Genomic DNA, 20,746 nt, shown 5'->3' with positions numbered 1-20,746 from the left:
TCAGGCCTCCCGCTGCGCCATGGCTTCGCGCAGGAAGAAGTCCAGCGTCTTGCCGACGGTGGCGGCCATGGCGGTGGTCGGCTGCCAGTCGATCAGGCGGCGGGCGTTTTCCACGCTGGGCTTGCGGTGGGCCACGTCCTGGTAGCCGTCGCCATAGAAGCTCTTGCTCTCCACCTCGCGGAAGCCGGCGAAGGGCGGGAATTCATGGCGCAGCGGATGGGCCTCGAACTGGACCAGCAGCTCTTCGGCCAGCTCGCGGATGCTCGCTTCGTTGTCCGGATTGCCGATGTTGACGATCTGGCCGTCGCAGCGACCGCCCTGGTTCTCGATGATGCGGAACAGCGCCTCGATGCCGTCGTCGACGTCGGTGAAGCAGCGCTTCTGGGCGCCGCCGTCGACCAGCTTGATCGGGGTGCCTTCCACCAAGTTGAGGATCAGCTGGGTGATGGCGCGGGAGCTGCCGATGCGCGCGGAGTCCAGGCGATCCAGGCGCGGACCCATCCAGTTGAACGGGCGGAACAGGGTGAATTTCAGGCCCTTGGCGCCGTAGGCCCAGATGACCCGGTCAAGCAGCTGCTTGGAGACCGAGTAGATCCAGCGCTGCTTGTTGATCGGGCCGACCACCAGGTTGGAGCGGTCTTCGTCGAAGCGCTCGTCCTGGCACATGCCGTACACCTCGGAGGTGGACGGGAAGATCACGCGCTTTCCGTACTTCACGCAGTGGCGAACGATCTTGAGGTTTTCCTCGAAGTCCAGTTCGAACACGCGCAGCGGATTGCGGGTGTATTCGATGGGGGTGGCGATGGCCACCAGCGGCAGCACCACGTCGCACTTCTTGATATGGTATTCCAGCCACTCGGTGTGGATGGAGATGTCGCCTTCCACATAGTGGAAATTCGGATCGGCCTTGAGCCGCTCGATGGCGTCGGAGCCGATGTCCAGGCCATAGACCTCGTACTCGCCGTCGGCCAGCAGGCGCTCGGAGAGGTGGTTGCCGATGAAGCCGTTGACGCCCAGGATCAGCACCCGGGTGCGGCGCTTGGCGCGGCGATCCTGGCGGTGCAGGCGGGCACCGGCCACCAGGCCGGCTTCGCGGGCCAGTTGCGGACCGGACAGGTACAGGCCGTTGTCGCCCAGCTGGCCGGCCTGGATTTCCAGGACGCCCTCGCCACAGGCGATGCGCAGCGGCTCCAGGCTCAGCACGCTGCCGGGGGCCTGGCCATGGCTTTCCTGGCGCGCCTGGGCGCTCCAGACGATCAGCTTGCGGTCACCGATCCAGCCGAAGGCGCCCGGATAGGGTTGGGTCACGGCGCGCACCAGGTTGCCCAGTTCCACGGCCGGACGGCTCCACTCCAGCTCGCCATCGGCGGCGCTGCGGCGGCCAAAGATGGTGGCCTGGCTCTCGTCCTGCTCGCGTTCGGTCAGGCGGCCTTCGGCCAGGGCCGGCAGGCTGTCGCGCAGGAGTGTCTGGCTGGCTTCGCGCAGCTTGGCGTGCAGGGTCAGAGCGGTGTCGTCGGCGGCGATGGCGACGCGCTGCTGGGCGACGATGGCGCCGGCGTCGGCGCGCTGGACCATGCGGTGCAGGGTCACGCCGGTCTCGGTCTCGCCGTTGACCAGCACCCAGTTGGCCGGGGCGCGACCGCGATAGCGCGGCAGCAGCGAACCGTGCAGGTTGTAGGCACCGCGCTTGGCGCAGGCGAGGACGTCGCCCGACAGCAGGTTGCGGTAATAGAAGGAGAAGATGAAGTCCGGCTCCAGGGCGCGGATGCGCTCGACCCAGATCGGGTGGTTGACGTCTTCCGGGGCGTGCACCGGGATGCCGTGGCGGGCGCAGAGCTGGGCCACCGAACCGAAGAAGCGGTTCTCGCTCGGGTCATCCGGGTGGGTGAAGACGGCGGCGATGGGATAGCCGGCCTGGATCAGCGCGGCGAGGCCGGCGCAGCCGATGTCGTGGTAGGCGAAGACGATGGCGGTTTTCATCAGGGGCTTTCCTGTTACTGGACCTGGCGCAGCGGCGCCGGCGAAGGAGAAAGGGTGGCGGCGCGGATCACTTGTTCCACGTGGAACCGGGGTCGGGCACGGACGTCGTGGTACACCCGGCCGAGGTACTCGCCGAGCAGACCGAGGCCGACGAACTGGGCGCCGGTGAAGATGAACAGCACGGCGAACAGCGAGAACACGCCATCGGCCGCCCACTCGGCGCCGTGGGTGACGCGCAGCACCAGCAGCAGCGCGGCGAAGAGGAAGCCGAAGATGGCCAGGCCGCCCCCGAACAGGCTGAGCATGCGCAGCGGGGTGGTGGTCATGCAGGTCAGCAGGTCGAACATCAGGTTGATCAGCTTGAGGAAGCCGTACTTGGAATCCCCGTGTTCGCGCTCGGCGTGGGCCACCTCGATCTCGGTGGTGTGGCGGGCGAAGCTGTTGGCCAGGATCGGGATGAAGGTGCTGCGCTCGTGGCAGGCCAGCATCGACTGCACCACCTGGCGACGATAGGCGCGCAGCATGCAGCCGTAGTCGCGCATGGCGACGCCGGTGGAGCGCTGCACGGCACGGTTGATCAGCCGCGACGGCAGGGTGCGCAGGTAGGAATCCTGGCGCTGCTGGCGCACGGTGCCGACCACGTCGTAGCCCTGGGCGGCGGTGTGCACCAGGCGCGGGATCTCTTCCGGCGGATTCTGCAGATCGGCGTCCAGGGTGATGATCAGATCGCCACGGGCCTGCTCGAAGCCGGCGAGGATCGCCGAGTGCTGGCCGTAGTTGCGATTGAGCAGCACCGCCACGACGGGACTGTCCGGCTCGCTGGCGGCCTGCTGCAGCAGTTCGGCACTGCGGTCGCGGCTGCCGTCGTCGACCAGGATGATCTCCACCTGGCAATCCAGCAGGCGGCAGGCGGCGCGGGTGCGGCGCAGCAGTTCCGGCAGGCTGGCTTCTTCGTTGTAGACGGGGATCACCACGGATACCCGGTCGATGGCATAGGGCTTCATGCGCCTTTCTCCAGCAGGTCTTCGATGGCGCCGACCACGCGGTCGACGTCGGCGAGGGTCATGTCGGGGAACAGCGGGATGGAGCACAGCCGTGCCGAATTCCATTCGCTGTTGGGCAGCGCCAGCTCCGGCCAGCGCTCGCGGTACCAGGGATGCAGGTGGGTGGCGGTGAAATGGATGCCGGTACCGATGCCGCGCGCCTTGAGGCCGGCCATGAAGGCCTCGCGCTCCATCCCGCAGCGCTCGGGACAGATGCGCAGGATGTAGAGGTGCCAGGCGTGGGTCTGGGCGTAGTCGGGCAGTGCCAGGGGCGCGACCGGCAGCGCCGCCAGGCGCTGGGTGTAGGCCTGGGCCAGCAGCCGGCGGCGGCTGTTGATGTCGCCCAGGCGATCCAGCTGCACCAGCGCCAGGGCGGCGTGGATGTCCGAGAGGTTGTACTTGAAGCCGGGCTCCTGCACCTGGGCCTGGGGCTTGCGACCCAGGGCATGACGGTCGAAGGCATCCACCGCCAGGCCATGGAATTTCAAGCGCCGTACCCGCTCGGCCAAGGTGGCGTCGTCGGTCACCAGCATGCCGCCTTCGGCGCAGGTCAGATTCTTGATGGCGTGAAAGCTGAAGATGGCGGTGCCGCGCTGGCCGATGGGCTCGCCCTGGTAGCGGGTGCCGGCGGCGTGGGCGGCGTCTTCGATCAGCGCCACGCCATGCTCGCGGGCCAGGGCGCGCAGCGGGGTCAGGTCGCAGCTGGCGCCGGCGTAGTGCACCGGCACGATGGCCTTGGTGCGCGGGGTGATGGCGGCGGCCACTTGCTCGGCGGAAACCATCAGGGTGTCGCGGTCGACGTCGACGAATACCGGGGTGGCGCCGATCAGGGTGATCATGTTGGCGGTGGAGACCCAGGTGAGCGAGGGGGTGATCACCTCGTCGCCCGGGCCGATGTCCAGCGCCAGCAGGGTCACGTGCATGGCGGCGGTGGCCGAGCACAGGGCCACCGCATGGGCGGCGCCCACGGAATCGGCGAAGCGCTCTTCCAGCAGGTTGGCCTGGGGGCCGGTGGTGATCCAGCCCGAGGTCAGCACCCGGCTCACCGCGGCCACTTCCTCGGCGCCGATGCTGGGCCGGGAGAACGGCAGGAAAGGCTCGTCCAGCTGGCGCGGGGCGGTGCTCTGGGACAGATCGGTCATGGCGGCTCATCCGAAGCGAGGGGCGCCGGGACAGGACAGCCGACGCGATGAGCCCAGGCTAAGGCGTCTTGCCTTACGGCCCCCTTAGCGCAACCTGACAACTGCCTGACAGCCGGTCAGCTCGCTGGCCACCCCCGTGAACCTCTTGGCAAAACAAGGGCTTAGCCTGTTACGAATGGGGTGCCGGTGGTCGGTGAGAGGCCTAGAATGGTGACCCCTGCCCCCTTGGCAGTCCCGAACCTGACACGAGAGACGACCGCGCCCATGCTGGACAACACCCTGAGCGAACTGGAAACCGCCATCCGCGACCTGCTGCAGCGCAACCAGCGCCTGACCGCCCGTACCCAGGAACTGGAGCAGGCCCTGCTGGCCGCGCGCGAGGAAAACGACACCCTGCAACTGAGTCTGCTGGAGCAGGAAGAACACGGCGCCAGCACCCGCCAGCGCGTGGAAGGCCTGCTGGCCCTGCTCTCCGCGCAGTCCGTCGAGCAGGCGGTGGCCGCTGATACCGAGCAGCGCCACGCGGCCAGCGTCGAGTGAAGACCGCCAACGCGGGCGCCGACGACGAGGTGGAGGTGCTCGGTCGCCGCTACCGCTTCAAGGTGGCCGAAGGCGACCGCGCCGCCCTGCAACAGGCCGCCGCCCGCCTGCGCGACGAACTGGTCGCCATCCAGGGCGATCGCCGCCGCGGTGATGCCATCGAGCTGCTGGTCCTGGCCGCCCTGCGCCTGAGCCTGGACACCGCCGCCGACGCCGGCGCCCTGACCGCCCTCGACGCCCGCCTCCAGGCCCTGACCGCCGAGGTACGGGCGACGCAGGAGGCCTAGCCTCATCCACAGAGGTACGGCACCCGCGCCGCTCCGCCCCCTCTCCCTCAGGGAGAGGGCCGGGGTGAGGGCGCCGCTCCGCGCGAAGCCATCGGCATCCGCTCGACCCCGCCGTGTTGGGCTTCGACGGAGGAGCCGTCTCAACCCAACCTACGAAAGCCCGCCGCTCCGCCCCCTCTCCCTCAGGGAGAGAGCTGGAATGAGGGCGCCGCTCCGCGCGAAGCCATCGGCATCCGCTCGACTCCGCCGTGTTGGGCTTCGACGAAGGAGTCTCAACCCAACCTACGAAAGCCCGCCGCTCCGCCCCCTCTCCTTCAGGGAGAGAGTTGGGGTGAGGGCGCCGCTTCGCGCGAAGCCACCGGCATCCACTCGACTCCGCCGTGTTGGGCTTCGACGGAGGAGCCGTCTCAACCCGACCTACGAAAGCCCGCCGCTCCGCCCCCTCCACCTCATTACCAGGCAACCGCCCTGCTCCGCTCATCTTGACCGCCCCGCGACCCCGTGCGAGCTTCGGGGCCCTTTCCCCTTGCCCTGGAGGTCCGTCATGTCGGGTGTTCGCTGGCTCGCCCTGCCGCTCTTGAGTATCGCCCTCGGCGCCCAGGCCGCGCCGGCGCCGCTGCCGGCCCTGCTGGACGCCATGGCCCAGCGCCTGACGATGGCCGATCAGGTCGCCCGCAGCAAGCACGACAGCGGCAAGCCGGTGCTGGACGAAGTCCGCGAACGCCAGGTGCTGCAGGACGTCGCCCAGGCCGCGCCCGGCGCAGCCGTCTCCCCGGCCAGCGCCCAGACCTTTTTCGCCGCCCAGATGGAAGCCAACAAGCTGGTGCAATACGGCCTGCTGCAGGCCTGGCGGCGCAACGAACAGCCGCTGCCCGCCAGCACGACGGACCTAGCGGCGCTCAGGGCCCAGCTGAACGAACTCCAGGCCAGGCTGCTCGGCGGTCTCGCCGCCACCGGCGAATTGCGCGCCGCCGCGGACTGCCCGGCGCAGCTGGAGCGCGCCCTTGCCACCCATCTCGCTGCCGCACGCCCAGATGATCTCCACCGCCTGGCCCTGGTGCGGGCACTGGGCGATTTCTGCACCCTGCCGCGCTGAGAGCCTGTGCATAATCGGCGGCACGGCGACCGAAGCGCGTTGAATCCAAGGACCCTACATGCACATCCTGCTCGTCGAAGATGACGCCACCCTGGCCGACGGTATCCGCCGCGTCCTGGAAGGCCATGGCATGCAGGTCGATCTCCTGCGCAACGGCGCCGAGGCCGACGCCTGGCTGCGCACCACCCGCTTCGCCGTGGTGGTGCTGGACATCGGCCTGCCCGGTGGCCTGGACGGCTTCGAGGTGGTCCGCCGCCTACGCCAGCGTGGCAGCGATCAGCCGGTGCTGCTGCTCACCGCCCGTGACGCCATCGACGACCGGGTACATGGCTTCGAGGTGGGCGCTGACGACTACCTGGTCAAGCCCTTCGCCGTGCCCGAGCTGGTGGCGCGGATCAAGGCGCTGGTCCGTCGCGCCGGTGGCCAGAACAGCGCCGAACTCACTCTCGGCGCCCTGCGCCTGGACACCGCCGCCCACCAGGCGCGCCTCGGCGACACCCCGCTGGATCTCTCGGCCCGCGAGTGGGCGGTGCTCGAACACCTGCTGCGCCAGGCCGGCAAGGTGGTCTCCAAGCAGCAGATCATCGACGCCCTGGCCCCCTGGGGCAGCGAGGACCTGACCCACAACGCCGTGGAGGTCTATGTCTCGCGGCTACGGTTGAAACTGGCCGACTCCGGGGTCAGCATCCGTACCGTGCGCGGCTTCGGCTATCGCCTGGAAGAAGCCGCGCCATGACCGCCACCGCGCCCAGCCTGCGCCGGCGGCTGCTGAAATGGCTGGTGCTGCCGGTGCTGCTGGTCAATCTCGGCGGCGCCGTGGTCAGCTACCAGTTCGCCCGCAAACCGGCGTTCAGCGCCCTGGACGGTGATCTCACCGATGCGGCGATCCTGCTGCTCGAACAGCTGGAAGTGGATGGCAACGGCCGCCTGTGGCTGCCGACGGAAGCCGACTACCTGCTGCGCCACAACAGTCACGACCACGTCTGGCTGGCGGTGCGCAGCCTCGACGGCCAGCTGCTGTTCGGCGATGCCGCGATGCCAGTCCAGGAGATCACCGACGAGATGCGCGACGGCCATACCACCGCCCTGCGCACCCGCATCAACGATCGCTCGGTGTTCATGGTCGGCCGCCTGGGCGTAGTGGCCGGGCAACCGGTGGTGGCCAGCGTGGCCCAGACCCTGAGTCGCCACACCGCCGCCCTGCAGCGCATGGTGCTGACCCTGGTGGCGGTGCAGATCCTGGTCGCCCTGCTGATCGCCGCCCAGCTGCTCTGGGCGGTACGCCGGGGCCTCAAACCCCTGGAACGGCTGGAGCGTCAGCTCGACAGCCGCCACTACGATGACCTGGCGCCGCTGCGCGAAGAGGGTGCGCCCCGCGAACTAGGCACCTTCGTCACCGCGCTCAACGGTCTGCTGCTGCGCATCCGCGAGGGCGCACGCAACCAGCGCGCCTTTCTCGACGACATGGCCCACCAGTTGCGCACCCCGCTGGCCGGCATCAGCACCCTGACCCAGTGGCTGCGCCAGCGCCATGCCGGCGATGCCGAAAGCGCCGCGGCCCTGGCGCAACTCCAGGCCGCCACCGAGCGCATGACCCGCCAGACCAACCAGTTGCTGACCCTGGCCCGCGCCGCCACCGCGCGGCTGGAAAGCCCGCCGCGCGAGCCCTTGCGGCTGGACGAGCTGATCGGCGCAGCCATGCCCAGCCAGCTATCCCAGGCCGATGGCCACGGCATCGACCTGGGCTACGAACTGGAGCCGCAGACCGTGCAGGGCAACGCCTTCCAGCTGCGCGACCTGCTCGACAACCTGGTCGACAACGCCCTCAGATACACTCCGCGCGGCGGTCAGGTCACGGTGCGGCTGCGCGGCCAGGCCGGGGCGACGGTGCTGGAGGTGGAAGACGACGGCCCGGGCATTCCCGAGGCGGAGCGCGAACGCATCTTCGAGCGTTTCTATCGCCTCGACCGCGGTATTCATGGCACGGGACTGGGCCTGGCCATCGTCCGCGACATCGCCATCGCCCACGACGCCGGCATCGAACTGGCGACCGCGGCAGGCGGCCACGGCCTGCGCGTGGCCATCCATTTCCCACCCCTGGTCGTACCGCCGGCGGAGGCTTCGTAGGTTGGGTGGAAAGCTACCCTTTCCCCGAGGGAGAGGGAGTAATCCGGCGCCCTTATACCCTCGTAGGTTGGGTTGAGCGCAGCGAAGCCTAACACGCCAGAGCCCTGTCCTACCCCACACCCCACCCCTCTCCCCATGGAGAGGGGGCTGCCCGGCACGGCGCTAAATCCCGGTGTTCTGCCCTATCCCCGCCACCCCGGATTTTCCAGCAGCACCGCCATCCCCTGCCCACCCCCGATGCACACGGCCGCCACGCCATACCTGAGCCCCTCGGCGCGCAACTGACGCGCCAGGGTGATGGCCAGGCGCAGGCCGGTGGCGGCCAGCGGGTGTCCCATGGCGATGGCGCCGCCGTGGACATTGAGTCGCGCCGGATCCAGCTCCAGGGCGCGCTGCACCGCCAGCAGCTGGGCGCCCTGGGCTTCGTTGATCTCCAGGCGGTCGATGGCCTTCAGCGCCAGGCCGGCGCGGTCGAGCAGGCCCTGGATGGCCGGCACCGGGCCGCTGCCCATGACGTCCGGCGGCACGCCTACCACGCAACTGCCGCGCACCCAGGCCAGTGCCCGTGCCGACGCGGCGTCCGCGCCTCGCGTCAGCAGCACGGCGGCGGCGCCGTCGGCCACCGCGCAGCTGTTGCCGGCGGTCTGGACCCCGCCCGGATGCTCCGGCGTCAGCCGTGCCAGGGCCTCCCGCGAGGTTTCCCGTGGATGGCTGTCATGCTCGACCACCACGCAGCCCCGCGGCAGGCGCAACGCCCGCGGCGCCAGGCCCTCGGCCTCGAAGCGCGCCGCCGCCACCGGCACGATCTCTTCCGCGAACCAGCCCTGGCGCTGGGCCGCCAGGGCGCGCTCGAAACTGCGCAGCGCCCAGGCATCCACGGCCGCGCGGGCGATGCCGTGGCGCTGCGCCAAGCGCTCGGCGGTGGCGATCATGTCCAGTCCGGCCGCCGGGTCCTTGAGGGCCTCCCAGAGAAAGTCGTGGAATTCCACCGGCGCGCCGAGGCGAAAGCCGCTGCGATGGGTGTAGGCGGCGATGGGATTGCGGGTCATGGACTCGGCCGCCACGCACAGCACCCGGCTGGCCTGGCCGCTCTGCAACTGATCGCCCGCCTGGCGCAGCAGCTCCAGGCCGGTGCCGCAGACCCGCTGCACCTGCAGCGCCGGCACCGCCTCGGGCACCCCGGCATAGAGGCCGATATGGCGTGGCAGCAGATAGGCATCGAAGCTGGCCTGGGCCACCGAGCCGGCGAGCACGGAATCCACCGCCCCGGCCTCATGCCCGCGCGCCAGCAGTGCCCGGGCCACGGCGATGCCCAGGTCGGTGGGCGATACCTGCCCCAGGGCGCCATTCAGATCGGTCCAGGGCGTGCGCACGCCATCCAGCAGCAGGACATCGTCGTAGAGCGCCCCCATGCCGTTACGCATGACCAGGCGCCTCGGCGCGGGCTGCAGCCGCCGGCGCCGCCGTCCGCCGCTGCAGCAGGGCCAGCACCGCGCCCGCCGCCACCAGCACCGCCGGGGTGGTGGCCACCACCAGGGTCGCCGCGCCACCGCCCACGGCCAGGACCTGGCCCGCCAGCAGCGGTCCGGCCATGGCGCCCAGGCGGCCGACCGCCACGGCCGCACCGGTCCCGGTTGCCCGCACCGCCGCCGGATAGAGCTGCGGCGCCAGGGCATAGAGCACCAGTTGGCCACCGACCACGAACAGTCCGGCGGCGAAGCCGGCCAGGGCCACCAATGGATAGGCCTTGGCCAGACCCAGCCCGGCCAGACCCAGCAGGATGCCCAGGTAGATGGCCAGCACCGTCAGCCGTGGCCGCCAGCGATCCATGAGCAGGCCGAACAGCACCGAGCCGATGCCGCCGCCCAGGTTGAAGAGGATCTGCACCCCCACCGCCTGGCCGCGGCTGAAGCCCTGGCCCACCAGCAGCGAGGGCAGCCAGTTGAGCAGCATGTACATCACCGTGAGGGTGAAGAAGTAGCCGAGCCACAGCAGCAGGGTGGTCGACAGCGGGATGGCGCCCAGCCAGGCCCCGCGCGGTCCGCCCGCCTGAGGCCCGCTTCGATGGCGCAGAAAGCCGGCGGTCTCCGCCAGGTAGCGCCCGAGCAGCGGCGCCACCAGCAGCGGCGCCAGGCCACCGACATAGAACACCGTCTGCCAGCGGCCGACGTCCAGCAGCCCCACCACCGCCGCCAGGGCGCCACCCAGGGGCACGCCGCAGTACATCAGGCTGACCGCCGTCGCCCGGGCGCGCTCGTCCACCGATTCGGCGGACAGGGCGATCAGGTTGGGCAGGGCGCCGCCCAGGCCGATGCCGGTGAGCAGCCGCGCCAGCAGCAGGCTCTCCAGGCTCCAGACATGGGCGGTGGCCACCGAGAAGACCCCGAAGATCAGCACGCAGGCGATCAGCACCTTCTTGCGGCCGATGCGATCGGCGCACCAGCCGCCGATGAAGGCGCCGGGCAGCAGGCCGAGGATGCTGGCGCTGAACACTAGGCCCATCTGCCCCGGCTGGAAGCCGAAGGCCTTGGCCATGGCCGGGGCGGCGATGCCCATGGCCTGGAGGTCCATGCCCTCCAGCAGGGCGACGATAAAGCACAGCAGCAGGGTCAGGCGGGCCCCGGGCGGAACGGTCGAGAGCAGGCGCATGGTGGACTCCTCAGAAGCGGAAGGTGGTGGCGGCCATCAGGAAGCTGGTGTCGTCGCCGTCGGCCTGACGCACGGCGGCGCCGGCCTGGAAGTAGCTGTATTCCAGGTCCAGGGTCAGGTTGGCGGTGGGCATCCAGCGCAGGTTGTTGCGCCAGAGGGTGCCGGCCTTGCGCGCCGAGCTGGCGGCGGTGCCCGGCACCGTGGTCATGCCCGGCAGGTAGACTCCGTCTGCGGTGCTCTGCCGCCAGACGCCGAACAGCCCGCTTTCCAGCTGCAGGGTCGGGCGCGGCGCCAGGGTCAGCAGCGGGCCGACCAGATAGAGGTTGGCTAGGGTGGTGAGGCCGGAATCGCCATAGAAGCCGTTCTTCGGATAGAGCGGATCGAAGGTGCCGACGCGGTCGTCGCCCGGGCCGTGATCGCCACTGGCGGCGTCCACCCGCAGGGCCAGCCGCGGCTTCCAGGCGCCGCCCAGGCGATAGCCGGTTTCGCTGCTCAGGCCCCAGGCGCGGATCCGGGCGCCGGCCAGATGCCCGCCCTGCCCGGCCAGGTCCCAGCTCCAGTCCCAGAGACCGGCGTTGCCGAACAGGCGGAAGCCGGCGGTGTAGCGCTTTTCCGCGCCGGTCAGGCCATCCAGGGTGCGCTGGTCGGTCTCCAGGCCGAAGCCGTAGACATCCAGCTTGAGCGGTCCGGCCAGCGGCAGGGTGCCGTAGAGGCCATAGAACTTGACCGCATTGTTGGAGCCGTCGTCGAAGCTGTCTTCGCCGGTCACCACGGGCCTCAGGCCGAAGGCGTCCAGCCGGTAGCCGTCCGGGCGGGTCCAGGCCAGGCGCAGGCCGTCGAAGTTGAGGCGGATGTTGCGGGCGTCGCGGTAGGTGACGAAGGCCTGATTGCCGTAGCTCAGCTCCTGGCGACCGATGCGGGTCATCAGCGTGCCGCCGGCCAGTGGCGTGTTGAGGTCGATGAAGGCCTGGTGCAGCTCGGTGCGACTCTGGTCGTAGGGGCCATAAAGCGCCTTGTTCCAGGCACGGGTGTTTTCCAGCTGGACGAAGGTGCGCACGGCGTCGTCGAACAGGTGCAGGTCGGCGTGCAGCTGCAGGCGCTGCTGGATGTAGTGGTCGGTAGCCACTCCGCGCCGGCCAAAGACCGGGTTGCGGATGCTGTCGAAGCGATAGCGCGCCTCGCCGCCGGTCTGCAGCCAGGCCGAATCGCCGAGGCGCTGGTAGCGCAACCCGTCGAAGGGATCGGTGCGCTTGGCCGGATCGTCGAGGAAGCGATAGTCCTCGGCCCAGCGCGGCGGTCCGGGCGGCAGGGGACGCGCCGTCTCCAGGCTGTTGAGCGGCTTGGGCCGGGCGCTTTCCAGGGTGGTGGAAGGCGCGGCGAGAAGGCCCTGGCTGGCGAGCAAGGAGGCGAGCGTGGTAAAGGCGAGGCACGAGCGGGCCCGTGCGCGGGCCGGAAGCGAGCGCGAAAAAGACATGAGATGACCGTCCTGACTGGGGAAGCGGAAGGCGCCGCCGGGGCGCGCGGATCAGGGCCTAGCGGGCACGGATCGGGTAGCGGTCAGGAGGGAGGGTGGTTGGATAGCGAGCTGACATGGCGGGTGTCCCTTTGTTGTTGTTGTCGTCACCGGGGGGCGGTTGGCCCTGGTTCGATGATGGTCCATGGCAGAAATGGATCAAGCCATCCAGGCTGAATCTGGCCGATTACCGAACGTTATCTTTATTAACTTTATTCCTGCAGGACGACTGGTTCGCCAGGGCTCTCAACGTCTTCTGTATCGCGCTTTGTAACAATGCCCGCCCTTGAGGGGTCCATGAGGAGGCCCGTACGGGTTAAGGTTCCTTCTCTCACGATCGAAAAGGCGAACTCATGAGCTCCAAGACTCCCCTCCTGCTGGCTGGCGCCGCGCTCTTCACCCTGCTGGCCGGTTGCGGCTCGCATGAAACCCAGAGCAGCCCGGCGGCGGCCTCCTCGGCCCCGAGCGGCGCCGTCAGCAGCAGTGGCCGTTGCAACTCCGATGCGGTCCAGGATCTGGTCGGCAAGGCCCTCTCCCCGGCCCTGGCCGAAGAAGGCCGGCAGCGCGCCGGTGCCCAGGTCGTCCGGGTGGTCCGTCCGCAGGACCCCATGACCATGGACTTCAATTCCCAGCGCCTGACCATCACCACCAGCGCCAGCCTGGTGGTGCAGACCGCCACCTGCGGCTGATCCCCGGCGCGCCCCACGACCTGCCGGCCGCTGCCGCGCAGGTCGGTGCGCCCGGCTAGAGGCCGAAGCCCTGGCGCAGGGCCGCTACGCTGTGGAAGTGAAAGGCCGGGCCATGGCGCTCCAGCTCTTCCCGGCTGCCGAAGCCATAGCCCAGGGCCACCGCCGCCACGCCGTTGGCACGGGCGGCGATCAGGTCGTGCTCGCGGTCACCCAGCATCAGGCAGGTCTCCTGCGCCAGGCCTTCGGTTTCCAGCACGAAACGCAGCAGTTCGGTCTTGTCGGCGCGGGTACCATCCAGCTCGCTGCCATGCACCGCGGTAAAGCATTCCGTCAGGGCGAAGTGCCGGAGGATCTCCACGGCGAACACCCGCGGCTTGGCCGTCACCAGATAGAGCCGCCGCCCGGCCGCCTGCAACTCGGCCAGCAACTCGCGGATGCCCGCATAGAGCTCGTTCTCATAGAGACCGGTGGCGCGGAAATACCCTCGATAGGCCTCCACCGCACGCCAGGCCCGCGCCTCGTCGAAGCCGTAATGGGTCATGAAACTCTGCAGCAGCGGCGGGCCGATAAAGACCTCCAGCCTGCGCAGATCGGGTTCCTCGATCCCCTCGGCGCGCAACGCCGCCTGGATCGCCCGGGTGATGCCCAGGCGCGAATCGGTGAGGGTGCCATCGAGATCGAACAGCAGATGGGGGTGATGCATGGGATGTCCTGGCAACGGGAAATCCTGGCCAGTATGGCGAGCGGGAACAGAGATCGGTAGGCTCGACCGCTCCATTGGAAATGAGTCTTGTTCGCTGATGTCGCTTTTGCCCCGTTCCGTCCGTCACAGCGCCTGGCTGGCCCTGCCGCTGTTGCTCGCCCTCGCCGCTTCCGGCCAGGCCCGTCCCATCGATCAGCCCATGGACGCCCAGGTGCTCCAGCAGCCGGGCCACGGCTATGCCTTCAGCGAACTCCAGCTGGATTCCGTCGACGGCGCCCGCCACTACCAGGTGTGGATTGCCCGACCCGCCACCCCGGCACCGGCCGCCGGCTATCCGGTGCTCTATCTGCTCGACGGCAACGCCGCCCTGGGCGGGCTGAACGCCGAGTTGCTCGATACCCTGGCCAAGCGGCCCAAGCCGCCCGTGCTGGTCGCGGTGGGTTACACGGGCGGCAAGCGCATCGACGGCCCCGGCCGGGCTTACGACTACACGCCGTCCGCGCCTACCAGCGAACGCTTTCGCGAGATGGCCACCGGCGGCGCCGACGTCTTTCTCGCCTGGCTGCTGGAGTGCCTGGAACCGGCGGTGGCCCGGCAGTTGCCCCTGGATCAGGGCCAGCGCGCACTCTGGGGTCACTCCCTGGGCGGTCTCTTCGTCCTCCACGCCCTGCTCACCCGCCCGGACGCCTTCGCCCAGGGCTACGCCGTGAGCCCCTCGCTGTGGTGGAGTCCCACCGTGCTGCCGCAAGACGACCAGCAACTGAAGGAGCGCTTCAAGGCCCATCCGGCCCGCCTGGTGCTGCTGCAGGGCGGCGCCGAACGCGAACTGCCCGCGCATTTCCAGAGCGAGGTCCCCACCGATGCCACCCGGCGCCTGGCCGACCGCCTCGGCCAGCTCCCCGGCATCCGGGTGCGCTACGAGGTTCTCGAAGGCCTGGGCCACGGCCCCATGCTGCCGGCCTCGCTGCAGGCCGTGCTGAGCGAGTGGCGCTAGTCCGCCAGCCAGCGATACATCACCAGGCAATCCACCAGCCCCAGGCTGGCATGGCGATAGGCCCTGGGCAGGGTGCCGACGATCTCGAAGCCATGCTTCTGCCAGAGCCGCACCGCCACTTGGTTGCTGGCCACCACCGAGTTGAATTGCATGGCCTGGAAGCCCAGTTCGCGAGCTACCTGCACGGAGTGCTCGCAGAGGGCGCCGGCCACGCCCTGGCCACGGGCGGCGGGGGCGACCATGTAGCCGCAGTTGCAGACGTGATCGCCCGGCCCCATGGCATTGGCCTTGAGGTAGTAGCTGCCGAGCAGCTGACCGTCGCGCTCGGCGACGAAGGTCGCCCGCGGGAGCTCTACCCAGAGGCGCCAGGCGTCGTCGCGGGTCATGTCCGGGTCGTAGGCGTAGGTCTCCCGGGCCTGGGCGACCTGCTGGATCAGTGGCCAGACCTGCTCGAAATCGGCGGCGGCGAGGGGGCGAATCTGCATGGATGACTCCGGCGGACGAAGGAGCCGCCAGTGTCGCCTAGCCGGCCGCCGCTGCCAAATCACCGCCCTCGTCCAGCAGGCCCTGGGCCCCCTGGCGACAGGCCGCCAGGAGTTCCTCGGCCAGGTCCTCGTCATCCAGCGCCCGCGCCAGGGCCACACCACCGATCAGGGTGACGGCCAGCTGCAGTGCCCGGGCGCGCCGCCGCGCCGGCGGCCCCGACAGATCCCGCTCCAGCCGGGTGACGAAGCGCGCGAAGAAGCGGGTATAGCTGCCACGGATGGCGGCCTCCCGATGGGTGACGTCGGCTGCCAGAAAGGCCAGCGGACAGCGCAGCGCTTCGCCTTCGGCATGCTCGCAACTCAGGTAATGCTCGACCAGCCGCCCGAGGCCTTCGCTACCGAGACCGTCGAGCCGGGCACTGCCGATCCGCGCGGCATGGGCGATGGCCTGGTCATAGACCTCGGTCTTGGTGCGGAAGTGGTGATAGAAGGCGCCGCGGGTGAGACCGGCGTCGGCCATCAGGTCATCGAGTCCGACCGCATCGAAGCCCCGGAGGGCGAACAGGCGGGCGGCGCTGTCGAGGATGCGCTGGCGGGTCCGCTCGCGCTGATCAAGGGGCCAGGCCATGGCTACTCCGGATTATGTTCTTGAACATAAGGTCTCCTTTGCCAGCATGCGGCCTTCTTTGCAAGGAGCCTGCAGCATGACGCCCTATCTCTTCGGTCCCGCCTTCAGCACCCTGGTGCGCAGTGTGCGCCTCCATGCCCTGGAACAGGGCCTGGAGCTGCCCTGTGGCCTCGCCCCTGACGGCCAGGCCATCGCCTGGCGCAGCGAGGCCCATCTGGCGCTGCACCCCTTCGGCCAGGTGCCGGTGCTGCTAGACGGTGACCAGCGGATCTTCGAAACCCTCGCCATCTGCCGCCATCTCGATCGTCGGCTCTCGCCGGAGCGCGGCGGCAACCCGGAGCAGGATGCCTGGAGCAGCGCCCTGCTCACCACCGTGGATGCCCGCCTGGTCCGTCGCTATCTGCTACGGATCGCCGGGCCACGACCCGCCCCCTTCCAGACGCTGGAAGAGCAGCAGCGCGCCCTGGCCGACGTCGACGCGACCCTGGCCGTACTCGATCGCCAGCTGGGCAACCAGAGCTTTCTCTGCGGCGCCGAATTCAGCCTGCCCGATGCCCTGCTGGGGCCCATGCTCGACTACCTGGAGCCCCTGCCCGACCTCCACTGGCAGACGACCTGGCCCCGCCTCGCCGCCTATCTCGACCGCCTACGCGCGCGCCCCTCCGGCCAGGCGATCCTGGTGGCGACGGACTCCAAGCTCCGTTGAGCCCACGACAGCCACTGGAGCTACCAGGGACCACCTACCTCCCCAACACACCGTAGCCATCCCCTCTCCCTGCGGGAGAGGGCCAGGGTGAGGGGGCGCCCACCACCCGCTCCCTACCTGCTAGCCTTGGAAGCTCCTTCCCCGCCCAAGGACCGCCCATGACCACCGTCCACCCCATCGCCCTCGTCACCGGTGCCTCCCAGGGTATCGGCCGCGCCGTCGCCCTCGGTCTGCTGCAGGACGGCTTCCGCGTGGTCCTCGCCGCGCGCCGTACTGAACCCCTGGAGGCGCTCGCCGAAGAAGCCCGGCAACAGGGCGGCGAAGCCCTGGCGGTACCCTGCGACGTCACCGATGCCGCCAGCGTCGAGGCGCTGTTCGCCCGCATCCGCGACACCTACGGTCGCCTGGACCTGCTGTTCAACAATGCCGGCGTCGGCGCCCCGGCGGTGCCCATCGACGAGCTGGAACTGGACGCCTGGCACCGGGCGGTCAACACCAACCTCACCGGCGTCTTTCTCTGCAGCCGCGCGGCCTTCGCCCTGATGCGCGAGCAGACACCCCGTGGCGGACGCATCATCAACAATGGCTCCATCTCGGCGCACACGCCCAGGCCCTTCAGCGCGCCCTATACCGCCACCAAGCATGCCGTGGCCGGGCTGACCAAGGCCCTGGCCCTCGACGGCCGCGCCTTCGATATCGCCTGCGGCCAGATCGACATCGGCAACGCCGTCACCGAGATGACCGAGCGCATGGCCAACGGCGTGCTCCAGGCCGATGGCAGCACCGCCGTGGAGCCGCGCATGGATGTCAGGCACGTCGCCGACGCCGTCCGCTACATGGCCAGCCTGCCGCTGGACGCCAACGTCCAGACCCTCACGGTGATGGCGACCAAGATGCCCTATGTGGGCCGGGGCTGAGGGGTTCCGCGTAGAACCCGATCAGAAAGGGAGCAGGAAATGAATCCAGCCGAAGTCGTCTCCTTCTGGCGCGCCGCCGGCCGGCGCCAGTGGTTCAACGGCGGCCCTGCCTTCGACGCCGAGTGCCGCTCGCGTTTCGAGGTCATGCACTTCGCTGCCAGCCGCCGTGAGTGCGATGACTGGATCGACGGCGCCGAAGGCGCCCTGGCCCTGTGCCTGCTGCTCGACCAGATCCCGCGCAATATCTTCCGCCACAGCGGCCACGCCTTCGCCACCGACGGCCTGGCCCTGCAGCATGCGCGACAGGCGATCGACGCCGGTCTGGATCAGCAGGTCGAAGCCGAGGCGCGCGCCTTTTTCTATCTGCCGTTCGAGCACTCCGAAGTCCTGGCCGATCAGCAGCGCTCGCTCGCCTTGTTCGAGGCGCTGGGGATCGAGCACTACCGGCACTATGCGGAGGCTCATCTTGAGGTGATCGTTCGCTTCGGTCGTTTTCCGCACCGAAATCATGTCTTAGGCCGGCTCAACACTCCGGACGAACAGGCATGGTTAAACGCAGGTGGCGGCTTTTAAACAATCAGTAAAGGTACTTCTGGTGAGCTCCAAGAAGGCCAGGCTATCAAGTACCCAAACGCCGATCGATCTTCCGATTCAGGATGATCGACGTCTGCGTCTGCTTGACCCCGTCGAGGTTGCCGATGCGGTCGAGCAGATCGTCGAGCTTTTCGTGGGTGGTGCAGCGCAGGAAGGCCAGGTAGTCGAACTGGCCGCTGACCGAGGAGACTTCCTCGACCTCGACCATCTTTTCCAGGGCGCGGATGACACCGGCGGTGCTGCGCGGCAGGACGCTGATGGCGCAGTAAGCGCGCACGGCGGCCTGTTCCAGCTCGGAGCCCAGGCGCAGGCCGTAGCCCTGGATGATGCCGTCGCGCTCCAGGCGCGCCAGACGGGTGACCACGGTGGTACGCGCCAGGCCCAGCTGGCGGGCCAGGGTGGCGTTGGAGGCGCGGGCGTTCTGCTGCAGCAGGTGGATGAGCTGCCAGTCGGTCGGATCGAGTTTGGTGAACATCGTGGCTGCCTGCCGGGGGCGGGCGTCGGGGCCTGGGGCCGCCGACGCGGGAGCCGCCATTCTAGGCGGGGCGGCCGAGGGCAGCCAGGGCGGTGTCCAGGGATTCCTGCTGCTGGCGTTCGTACAGCGCCATCTCGTCGAGCACCGGCGCACCCAGGGCGGCTTCGAAGGCGGCGCGATTGCCGCCGCTCTGGTATTCCTGCTGGCTGCCGGCCCCCAGGTTGGACTGGAAGATGCCCGCGGCGCTGACCGGCAGGAAGTCTTCGTAGGTGATGGGATCGGCGAGGAGCTGGCCGGCGGCGATCAGGGTCTCGGGATCGCGGTTAGCGGTCTCCGCCTGGCTGCCGGGCGCAGCGCGATAGCGGAACCAGGCCAGCCCCTGACGGCGCAGCTCGTCCCAGTTGTCGGGCAGCGCCTGGAACACCTCGGCCAGCACGGTTGCATAGTCACTGCCAGCCGCCTTGCTGCGCTGGCGGACCTCCTGCAGGAGTTCATCGTAGCGCTGGCGACCGGCCGGCGTGAGGGCGATGCCGCGCTGCTCGATCTCGCCGAAGCGCGCCGTGTGCGAACCCTGGACCTCGCCCTGGAAGAGGATGGGTTCTTCCAGCGCCTTGAAGCTGGTCTGGCGCAGCAGGATGGGGCACTGGCGACGAGGCGGCCCCTCGATGGTTTCCTTGGGCGCGATGCCGCGGGCGGGCATCCGGGACTGGACGGCGTCGATGTCGAGGGTGCGCGGGGTCAGGTGGTTGATGTGCGGACCCTTGAAGCAGACTACGTCGGCGATCAGGCGGTGGGCATCGTGCAGGCGGTGGTAGAGGCTGGCGTCGACATTGGCCTCGCGGTGCCAGCGAAAGGTCTCCAGGGCTTCCTGGACGAAGGCATCCGCCTCGGCATCGGTCAGCCCGCCCTGGGCCTCGGCGCGCTCGATCAGTTCCAGCGTACCCAGGGTAAAGATGCGGCGCTCGTTCAGCACCCCTTCGGCCAGCTGGCGCAGCTCGGCGTCCTCGATCAGCTCCAGGCGCAGCAGCGAGGTGAAGACGCGGAAGGGATTGATCTGCAGGGCGGCCGGTGCTACCGGGCGGAAGGCGGTGGAATGCACCGGCACCCCGGCCACGCTGAGGTCGTAGTAGCCGACCGGCTGCATGCCCATCACGGCGAACAGACGACGCAAGGTGGCCAGCTCGGCGGCCGTGCCGACGCGAATGGCACCATGGCGCTCCAGATCCAGGCGCTCCGCGGAGTCGCCGGCGAAGCCCGGTTGTCCGGCGTTCACCTCGGCGACCAGTTCCAGCAGGGTGCCGTACTGGGGAACCTCCTGGCGGTACATCGCCGACATGGCCTGGGAAAAGCGGGTGCGGATCAGATCCGGGGAAAGCAGCGACGCGGCGGTCATGGGAGCGGCTCCTGGCTCAGGCTAGAAGCCGATTTCGACATGCCCGCGCAGGCTGCTCAAGCGATCTTTGCTCATTGGATCATTCCCCGGGGGAATGGGCGGGATGCCTCAGTGAGCCTTGTGCTGGGTCTTGGGCTTCTTCACGTGATCGGTGCCGGTAGCACTGCCCGAACCGCCACTGGAGCCGTTGTCGGCCGCGCCGACGCCGGTGCTGGGCGCCTTTTCCATACCGTGGGTGCTGGTGGGATCGGGCCGCGCAGGGGTGGCCGGGGGGTTGGTCGGGCTGGTCTGGGCCAGGGCGGCGCCGGACAGGCTGAGGCCCAGGATCAGGGCGGGAAGCAGGGGGGACGTGCGCATGGGAGGACTCCTCTGGACGGATTCACTCCCCTTTAGGCACCTCCCGCGCAGGGAGGTGCCGCGCCGTGGATCAGCTGCCGCTGGTGCTGGCCTTGTGGACCTTCTTGTGCGCCACCTTCTTGTGGTGGGTGGCGGCCTGCTTGCCGGTCTTGGCCGGGCTGCCCGTCGCGGCAGGCGGAGATGCCGGATCGGCGGGTGCCGTCTGGGCGAAGGCGGCAGAGGTGGCCAGCAGGCCGGCGAGGGTCAGGCAGAGGGTGGTGCTTTTCATGGAAGTCACTCCTTCGGTGGCTGATTGCAGGTTCAGTTAGCCGCCTTTTGCCCGGCAAAACCGTGTCCTAGTCCACAGCCGGGACCATTGGTAACAAGATATTTCAGTCGACTGCCAAGGCGTTAACGGTCTGGCGACCCCTTCGCCGGGGTCCCGGCTT

23 protein-coding genes are annotated in these 20,746 nt (G+C 69.3%); 10 read left to right on the top strand and 13 right to left on the bottom strand.

The genetic code is table 11. The features are described 5' to 3' along the window. Genes arnA through arnB form a run of 3 tightly spaced genes read right to left on the bottom strand, consistent with a single transcriptional unit; the run spans window position 1 to window position 4,129 of the window. A complete protein-coding gene (gene arnA, locus PVZ77_RS03075) occupies window positions 1-1,980 on the bottom strand; it encodes a bifunctional UDP-4-amino-4-deoxy-L-arabinose formyltransferase/UDP-glucuronic acid oxidase ArnA (protein ID WP_443218022.1) in 1,980 nt (659 codons plus the stop codon). A gap of 14 nt (window positions 1,981-1,994) precedes the next feature. Next, window positions 1,995-2,984 (bottom strand): undecaprenyl-phosphate 4-deoxy-4-formamido-L-arabinose transferase, encoded by a 990-nt coding sequence (gene arnC, locus PVZ77_RS03070; protein WP_068384540.1) that lies wholly within the window; start codon window positions 2,982-2,984, stop codon window positions 1,995-1,997. Continuing rightward, window positions 2,981-4,129, bottom strand: coding sequence for a UDP-4-amino-4-deoxy-L-arabinose aminotransferase (gene arnB, locus PVZ77_RS03065; protein ID WP_273805811.1), 1,149 nt, complete (start codon window positions 4,127-4,129; stop codon window positions 2,981-2,983). The genes arnC and arnB overlap by 4 nt, the downstream gene beginning before the upstream one ends. Window positions 4,130-4,429: 300 nt before the next feature. Between arnB and PVZ77_RS03060 the strand changes: the two genes are divergently transcribed. The 5 genes from PVZ77_RS03060 (at window position 4,430) to PVZ77_RS03040 (ending at window position 8,215) form a co-directional block, all read left to right on the top strand. Then, window positions 4,430-4,705, top strand: a complete 276-nt coding sequence (locus PVZ77_RS03060; RefSeq protein ID WP_273805366.1) for a hypothetical protein — start codon at window positions 4,430-4,432, stop codon at window positions 4,703-4,705. After that, window positions 4,702-4,992: a cell division protein ZapA gene (zapA, locus tag PVZ77_RS03055; RefSeq protein ID WP_273805367.1), complete on the top strand. Its 291-nt coding sequence runs from the start codon at window positions 4,702-4,704 to the stop codon at window positions 4,990-4,992. Before PVZ77_RS03060 ends, zapA begins: the two co-directional genes overlap by 4 nt. A 544-nt stretch (window positions 4,993-5,536) precedes the next feature. Next, window positions 5,537-6,088 carry a chorismate mutase gene (locus PVZ77_RS03050; RefSeq protein WP_273805368.1) on the top strand — a complete coding sequence of 184 codons (552 nt, stop codon included), beginning with the start codon at window positions 5,537-5,539 and terminating at the stop codon, window positions 6,086-6,088. Window positions 6,089-6,146: 58 nt separating this feature from the next. Then, window positions 6,147-6,824, top strand: a complete 678-nt coding sequence (locus PVZ77_RS03045) for a response regulator transcription factor (RefSeq protein WP_273805369.1) — start codon at window positions 6,147-6,149, stop codon at window positions 6,822-6,824. Then, the gene (locus PVZ77_RS03040; RefSeq protein WP_273805370.1) at window positions 6,821-8,215 is read left to right on the top strand and encodes a sensor histidine kinase; all 1,395 of its coding nucleotides are present in this window, start codon (window positions 6,821-6,823) and stop codon (window positions 8,213-8,215) included. The genes PVZ77_RS03045 and PVZ77_RS03040 overlap by 4 nt, the downstream gene beginning before the upstream one ends. Window positions 8,216-8,397: 182 nt before the next feature. Here the strand turns inward: PVZ77_RS03040 and PVZ77_RS03035 are convergent, their stop codons facing one another. The 3 genes from PVZ77_RS03035 to PVZ77_RS03025 are packed head-to-tail and all read right to left on the bottom strand — an operon-like array spanning window position 8,398 to window position 12,338. Further along, complete coding sequence (locus PVZ77_RS03035) at window positions 8,398-9,639, bottom strand: thiolase family protein (RefSeq protein ID WP_273805371.1); 1,242 nt, start codon at window positions 9,637-9,639, stop codon at window positions 8,398-8,400. Next, window positions 9,632-10,864 (bottom strand): 3-(3-hydroxy-phenyl)propionate transporter MhpT, encoded by a 1,233-nt coding sequence (mhpT, locus tag PVZ77_RS03030; RefSeq protein WP_273805372.1) that lies wholly within the window; start codon window positions 10,862-10,864, stop codon window positions 9,632-9,634. The genes PVZ77_RS03035 and mhpT overlap by 8 nt, the downstream gene beginning before the upstream one ends. 10 nt (window positions 10,865-10,874) lie before the next feature. Beyond that, entirely contained in the window at window positions 10,875-12,338 is a 1,464-nt protein-coding gene (locus PVZ77_RS03025) for an alginate export family protein (RefSeq protein ID WP_273805373.1), read from the bottom strand. A gap of 392 nt (window positions 12,339-12,730) precedes the next feature. On the opposite strand from PVZ77_RS03025, the gene PVZ77_RS03020 reads away from it, so the two are divergent. Continuing rightward, entirely contained in the window at window positions 12,731-13,066 is a 336-nt protein-coding gene (locus PVZ77_RS03020) for an I78 family peptidase inhibitor (RefSeq protein ID WP_027598593.1), read from the top strand. 55 nt (window positions 13,067-13,121) lie between these two features. Here the strand turns inward: PVZ77_RS03020 and PVZ77_RS03015 are convergent, their stop codons facing one another. Beyond that, on the bottom strand, window positions 13,122-13,769 hold the full coding sequence (locus PVZ77_RS03015; protein WP_273805374.1) for an HAD hydrolase-like protein: 648 nt from the start codon (window positions 13,767-13,769) through the stop codon (window positions 13,122-13,124). 97 nt (window positions 13,770-13,866) lie between these two features. Between PVZ77_RS03015 and PVZ77_RS03010 the strand changes: the two genes are divergently transcribed. Then, on the top strand, window positions 13,867-14,763 hold the full coding sequence (locus PVZ77_RS03010) for an alpha/beta hydrolase (RefSeq protein WP_273805375.1): 897 nt from the start codon (window positions 13,867-13,869) through the stop codon (window positions 14,761-14,763). Here PVZ77_RS03010 and PVZ77_RS03005 read toward each other — a convergent pair. Together PVZ77_RS03005 and PVZ77_RS03000 are read right to left on the bottom strand one after the other, a co-directional pair. Beyond that, window positions 14,760-15,248, bottom strand: a complete 489-nt coding sequence (locus PVZ77_RS03005) for a GNAT family N-acetyltransferase (RefSeq protein ID WP_273805376.1) — start codon at window positions 15,246-15,248, stop codon at window positions 14,760-14,762. The two genes, PVZ77_RS03010 and PVZ77_RS03005, sit on opposite strands and share 4 nt — an antisense overlap. Window positions 15,249-15,285: 37 nt before the next feature. Beyond that, window positions 15,286-15,876, bottom strand: a complete 591-nt coding sequence (locus PVZ77_RS03000) for a TetR/AcrR family transcriptional regulator (protein WP_273805377.1) — start codon at window positions 15,874-15,876, stop codon at window positions 15,286-15,288. 76 nt (window positions 15,877-15,952) lie between these two features. On the opposite strand from PVZ77_RS03000, the gene PVZ77_RS02995 reads away from it, so the two are divergent. From PVZ77_RS02995 to PVZ77_RS02985, 3 genes are all read left to right on the top strand, one after another. Next, a complete protein-coding gene (locus PVZ77_RS02995; protein WP_273805378.1) occupies window positions 15,953-16,582 on the top strand; it encodes a glutathione S-transferase family protein in 630 nt (209 codons plus the stop codon). A 158-nt stretch (window positions 16,583-16,740) separates the two neighbouring features. Next, complete coding sequence (locus PVZ77_RS02990; RefSeq protein ID WP_273805379.1) at window positions 16,741-17,499, top strand: SDR family oxidoreductase; 759 nt, start codon at window positions 16,741-16,743, stop codon at window positions 17,497-17,499. 39 nt (window positions 17,500-17,538) lie between these two features. Continuing rightward, entirely contained in the window at window positions 17,539-18,072 is a 534-nt protein-coding gene (locus tag PVZ77_RS02985) for a DUF924 family protein (protein WP_273805380.1), read from the top strand. Window positions 18,073-18,118: 46 nt separating this feature from the next. Here PVZ77_RS02985 and PVZ77_RS02980 read toward each other — a convergent pair whose 3' ends face one another. The 4 genes from PVZ77_RS02980 to PVZ77_RS02965 all read right to left on the bottom strand — a co-directional run bounded on the left by PVZ77_RS02980 (window position 18,119) and on the right by PVZ77_RS02965 (window position 20,586). Then, window positions 18,119-18,568, bottom strand: a complete 450-nt coding sequence (locus tag PVZ77_RS02980) for an Lrp/AsnC family transcriptional regulator (RefSeq protein ID WP_273805381.1) — start codon at window positions 18,566-18,568, stop codon at window positions 18,119-18,121. Window positions 18,569-18,629: 61 nt separating this feature from the next. Then, window positions 18,630-19,961, bottom strand: a complete 1,332-nt coding sequence (hglS, locus tag PVZ77_RS02975) for a 2-oxoadipate dioxygenase/decarboxylase HglS (protein WP_273805382.1) — start codon at window positions 19,959-19,961, stop codon at window positions 18,630-18,632. Between the two features lie 108 nt (window positions 19,962-20,069). Further along, complete coding sequence (locus PVZ77_RS02970; RefSeq protein WP_273805383.1) at window positions 20,070-20,318, bottom strand: hypothetical protein; 249 nt, start codon at window positions 20,316-20,318, stop codon at window positions 20,070-20,072. Window positions 20,319-20,388: 70 nt separating this feature from the next. Continuing rightward, complete coding sequence (locus tag PVZ77_RS02965; RefSeq protein WP_273805384.1) at window positions 20,389-20,586, bottom strand: hypothetical protein; 198 nt, start codon at window positions 20,584-20,586, stop codon at window positions 20,389-20,391. Window positions 20,587-20,746: the final 160 nt, after the last annotated feature.

Source organism: Pseudomonas sp. SHLD1 (assembly GCF_028640935.1).
Classification (GTDB): Bacteria; Pseudomonadota; Gammaproteobacteria; order Pseudomonadales; family Pseudomonadaceae; genus Chryseomonas; species Chryseomonas aestiva.
The sequence above is the reverse complement of the archived record's forward strand: the minus strand, read 5'-3'. Positions and strand labels throughout refer to the sequence as shown.

Coding starts and splice junctions, on each gene's coding strand:
- arnA (WP_443218022.1), bottom strand. CDS start 1,980: ATGAAAACCGCCATCGTCTTCGCCTACCACGACATCGGCTGCGCCGGC.
- arnC (WP_068384540.1), bottom strand. CDS start 2,984: ATGAAGCCCTATGCCATCGACCGGGTATCCGTGGTGATCCCCGTCTAC.
- PVZ77_RS03060 (WP_273805366.1), top strand. CDS start 4,430: ATGCTGGACAACACCCTGAGCGAACTGGAAACCGCCATCCGCGACCTG.
- PVZ77_RS03050 (WP_273805368.1), top strand. CDS start 5,537: ATGTCGGGTGTTCGCTGGCTCGCCCTGCCGCTCTTGAGTATCGCCCTC.
- PVZ77_RS03045 (WP_273805369.1), top strand. CDS start 6,147: ATGCACATCCTGCTCGTCGAAGATGACGCCACCCTGGCCGACGGTATC.
- PVZ77_RS03040 (WP_273805370.1), top strand. CDS start 6,821: ATGACCGCCACCGCGCCCAGCCTGCGCCGGCGGCTGCTGAAATGGCTG.
- PVZ77_RS03035 (WP_273805371.1), bottom strand. CDS start 9,639: ATGCGTAACGGCATGGGGGCGCTCTACGACGATGTCCTGCTGCTGGAT.
- mhpT (WP_273805372.1), bottom strand. CDS start 10,864: ATGCGCCTGCTCTCGACCGTTCCGCCCGGGGCCCGCCTGACCCTGCTG.
- PVZ77_RS03025 (WP_273805373.1), bottom strand. CDS start 12,338: ATGTCTTTTTCGCGCTCGCTTCCGGCCCGCGCACGGGCCCGCTCGTGC.
- PVZ77_RS03020 (WP_027598593.1), top strand. CDS start 12,731: ATGAGCTCCAAGACTCCCCTCCTGCTGGCTGGCGCCGCGCTCTTCACC.
- PVZ77_RS03015 (WP_273805374.1), bottom strand. CDS start 13,769: ATGCATCACCCCCATCTGCTGTTCGATCTCGATGGCACCCTCACCGAT.
- PVZ77_RS03010 (WP_273805375.1), top strand. CDS start 13,867: ATGTCGCTTTTGCCCCGTTCCGTCCGTCACAGCGCCTGGCTGGCCCTG.
- PVZ77_RS03005 (WP_273805376.1), bottom strand. CDS start 15,248: ATGCAGATTCGCCCCCTCGCCGCCGCCGATTTCGAGCAGGTCTGGCCA.
- PVZ77_RS03000 (WP_273805377.1), bottom strand. CDS start 15,876: ATGGCCTGGCCCCTTGATCAGCGCGAGCGGACCCGCCAGCGCATCCTC.
- PVZ77_RS02995 (WP_273805378.1), top strand. CDS start 15,953: ATGACGCCCTATCTCTTCGGTCCCGCCTTCAGCACCCTGGTGCGCAGT.
- PVZ77_RS02990 (WP_273805379.1), top strand. CDS start 16,741: ATGACCACCGTCCACCCCATCGCCCTCGTCACCGGTGCCTCCCAGGGT.
- PVZ77_RS02985 (WP_273805380.1), top strand. CDS start 17,539: ATGAATCCAGCCGAAGTCGTCTCCTTCTGGCGCGCCGCCGGCCGGCGC.
- PVZ77_RS02980 (WP_273805381.1), bottom strand. CDS start 18,568: ATGTTCACCAAACTCGATCCGACCGACTGGCAGCTCATCCACCTGCTG.
- hglS (WP_273805382.1), bottom strand. CDS start 19,961: ATGACCGCCGCGTCGCTGCTTTCCCCGGATCTGATCCGCACCCGCTTT.
- PVZ77_RS02970 (WP_273805383.1), bottom strand. CDS start 20,318: ATGCGCACGTCCCCCCTGCTTCCCGCCCTGATCCTGGGCCTCAGCCTG.
- PVZ77_RS02965 (WP_273805384.1), bottom strand. CDS start 20,586: ATGAAAAGCACCACCCTCTGCCTGACCCTCGCCGGCCTGCTGGCCACC.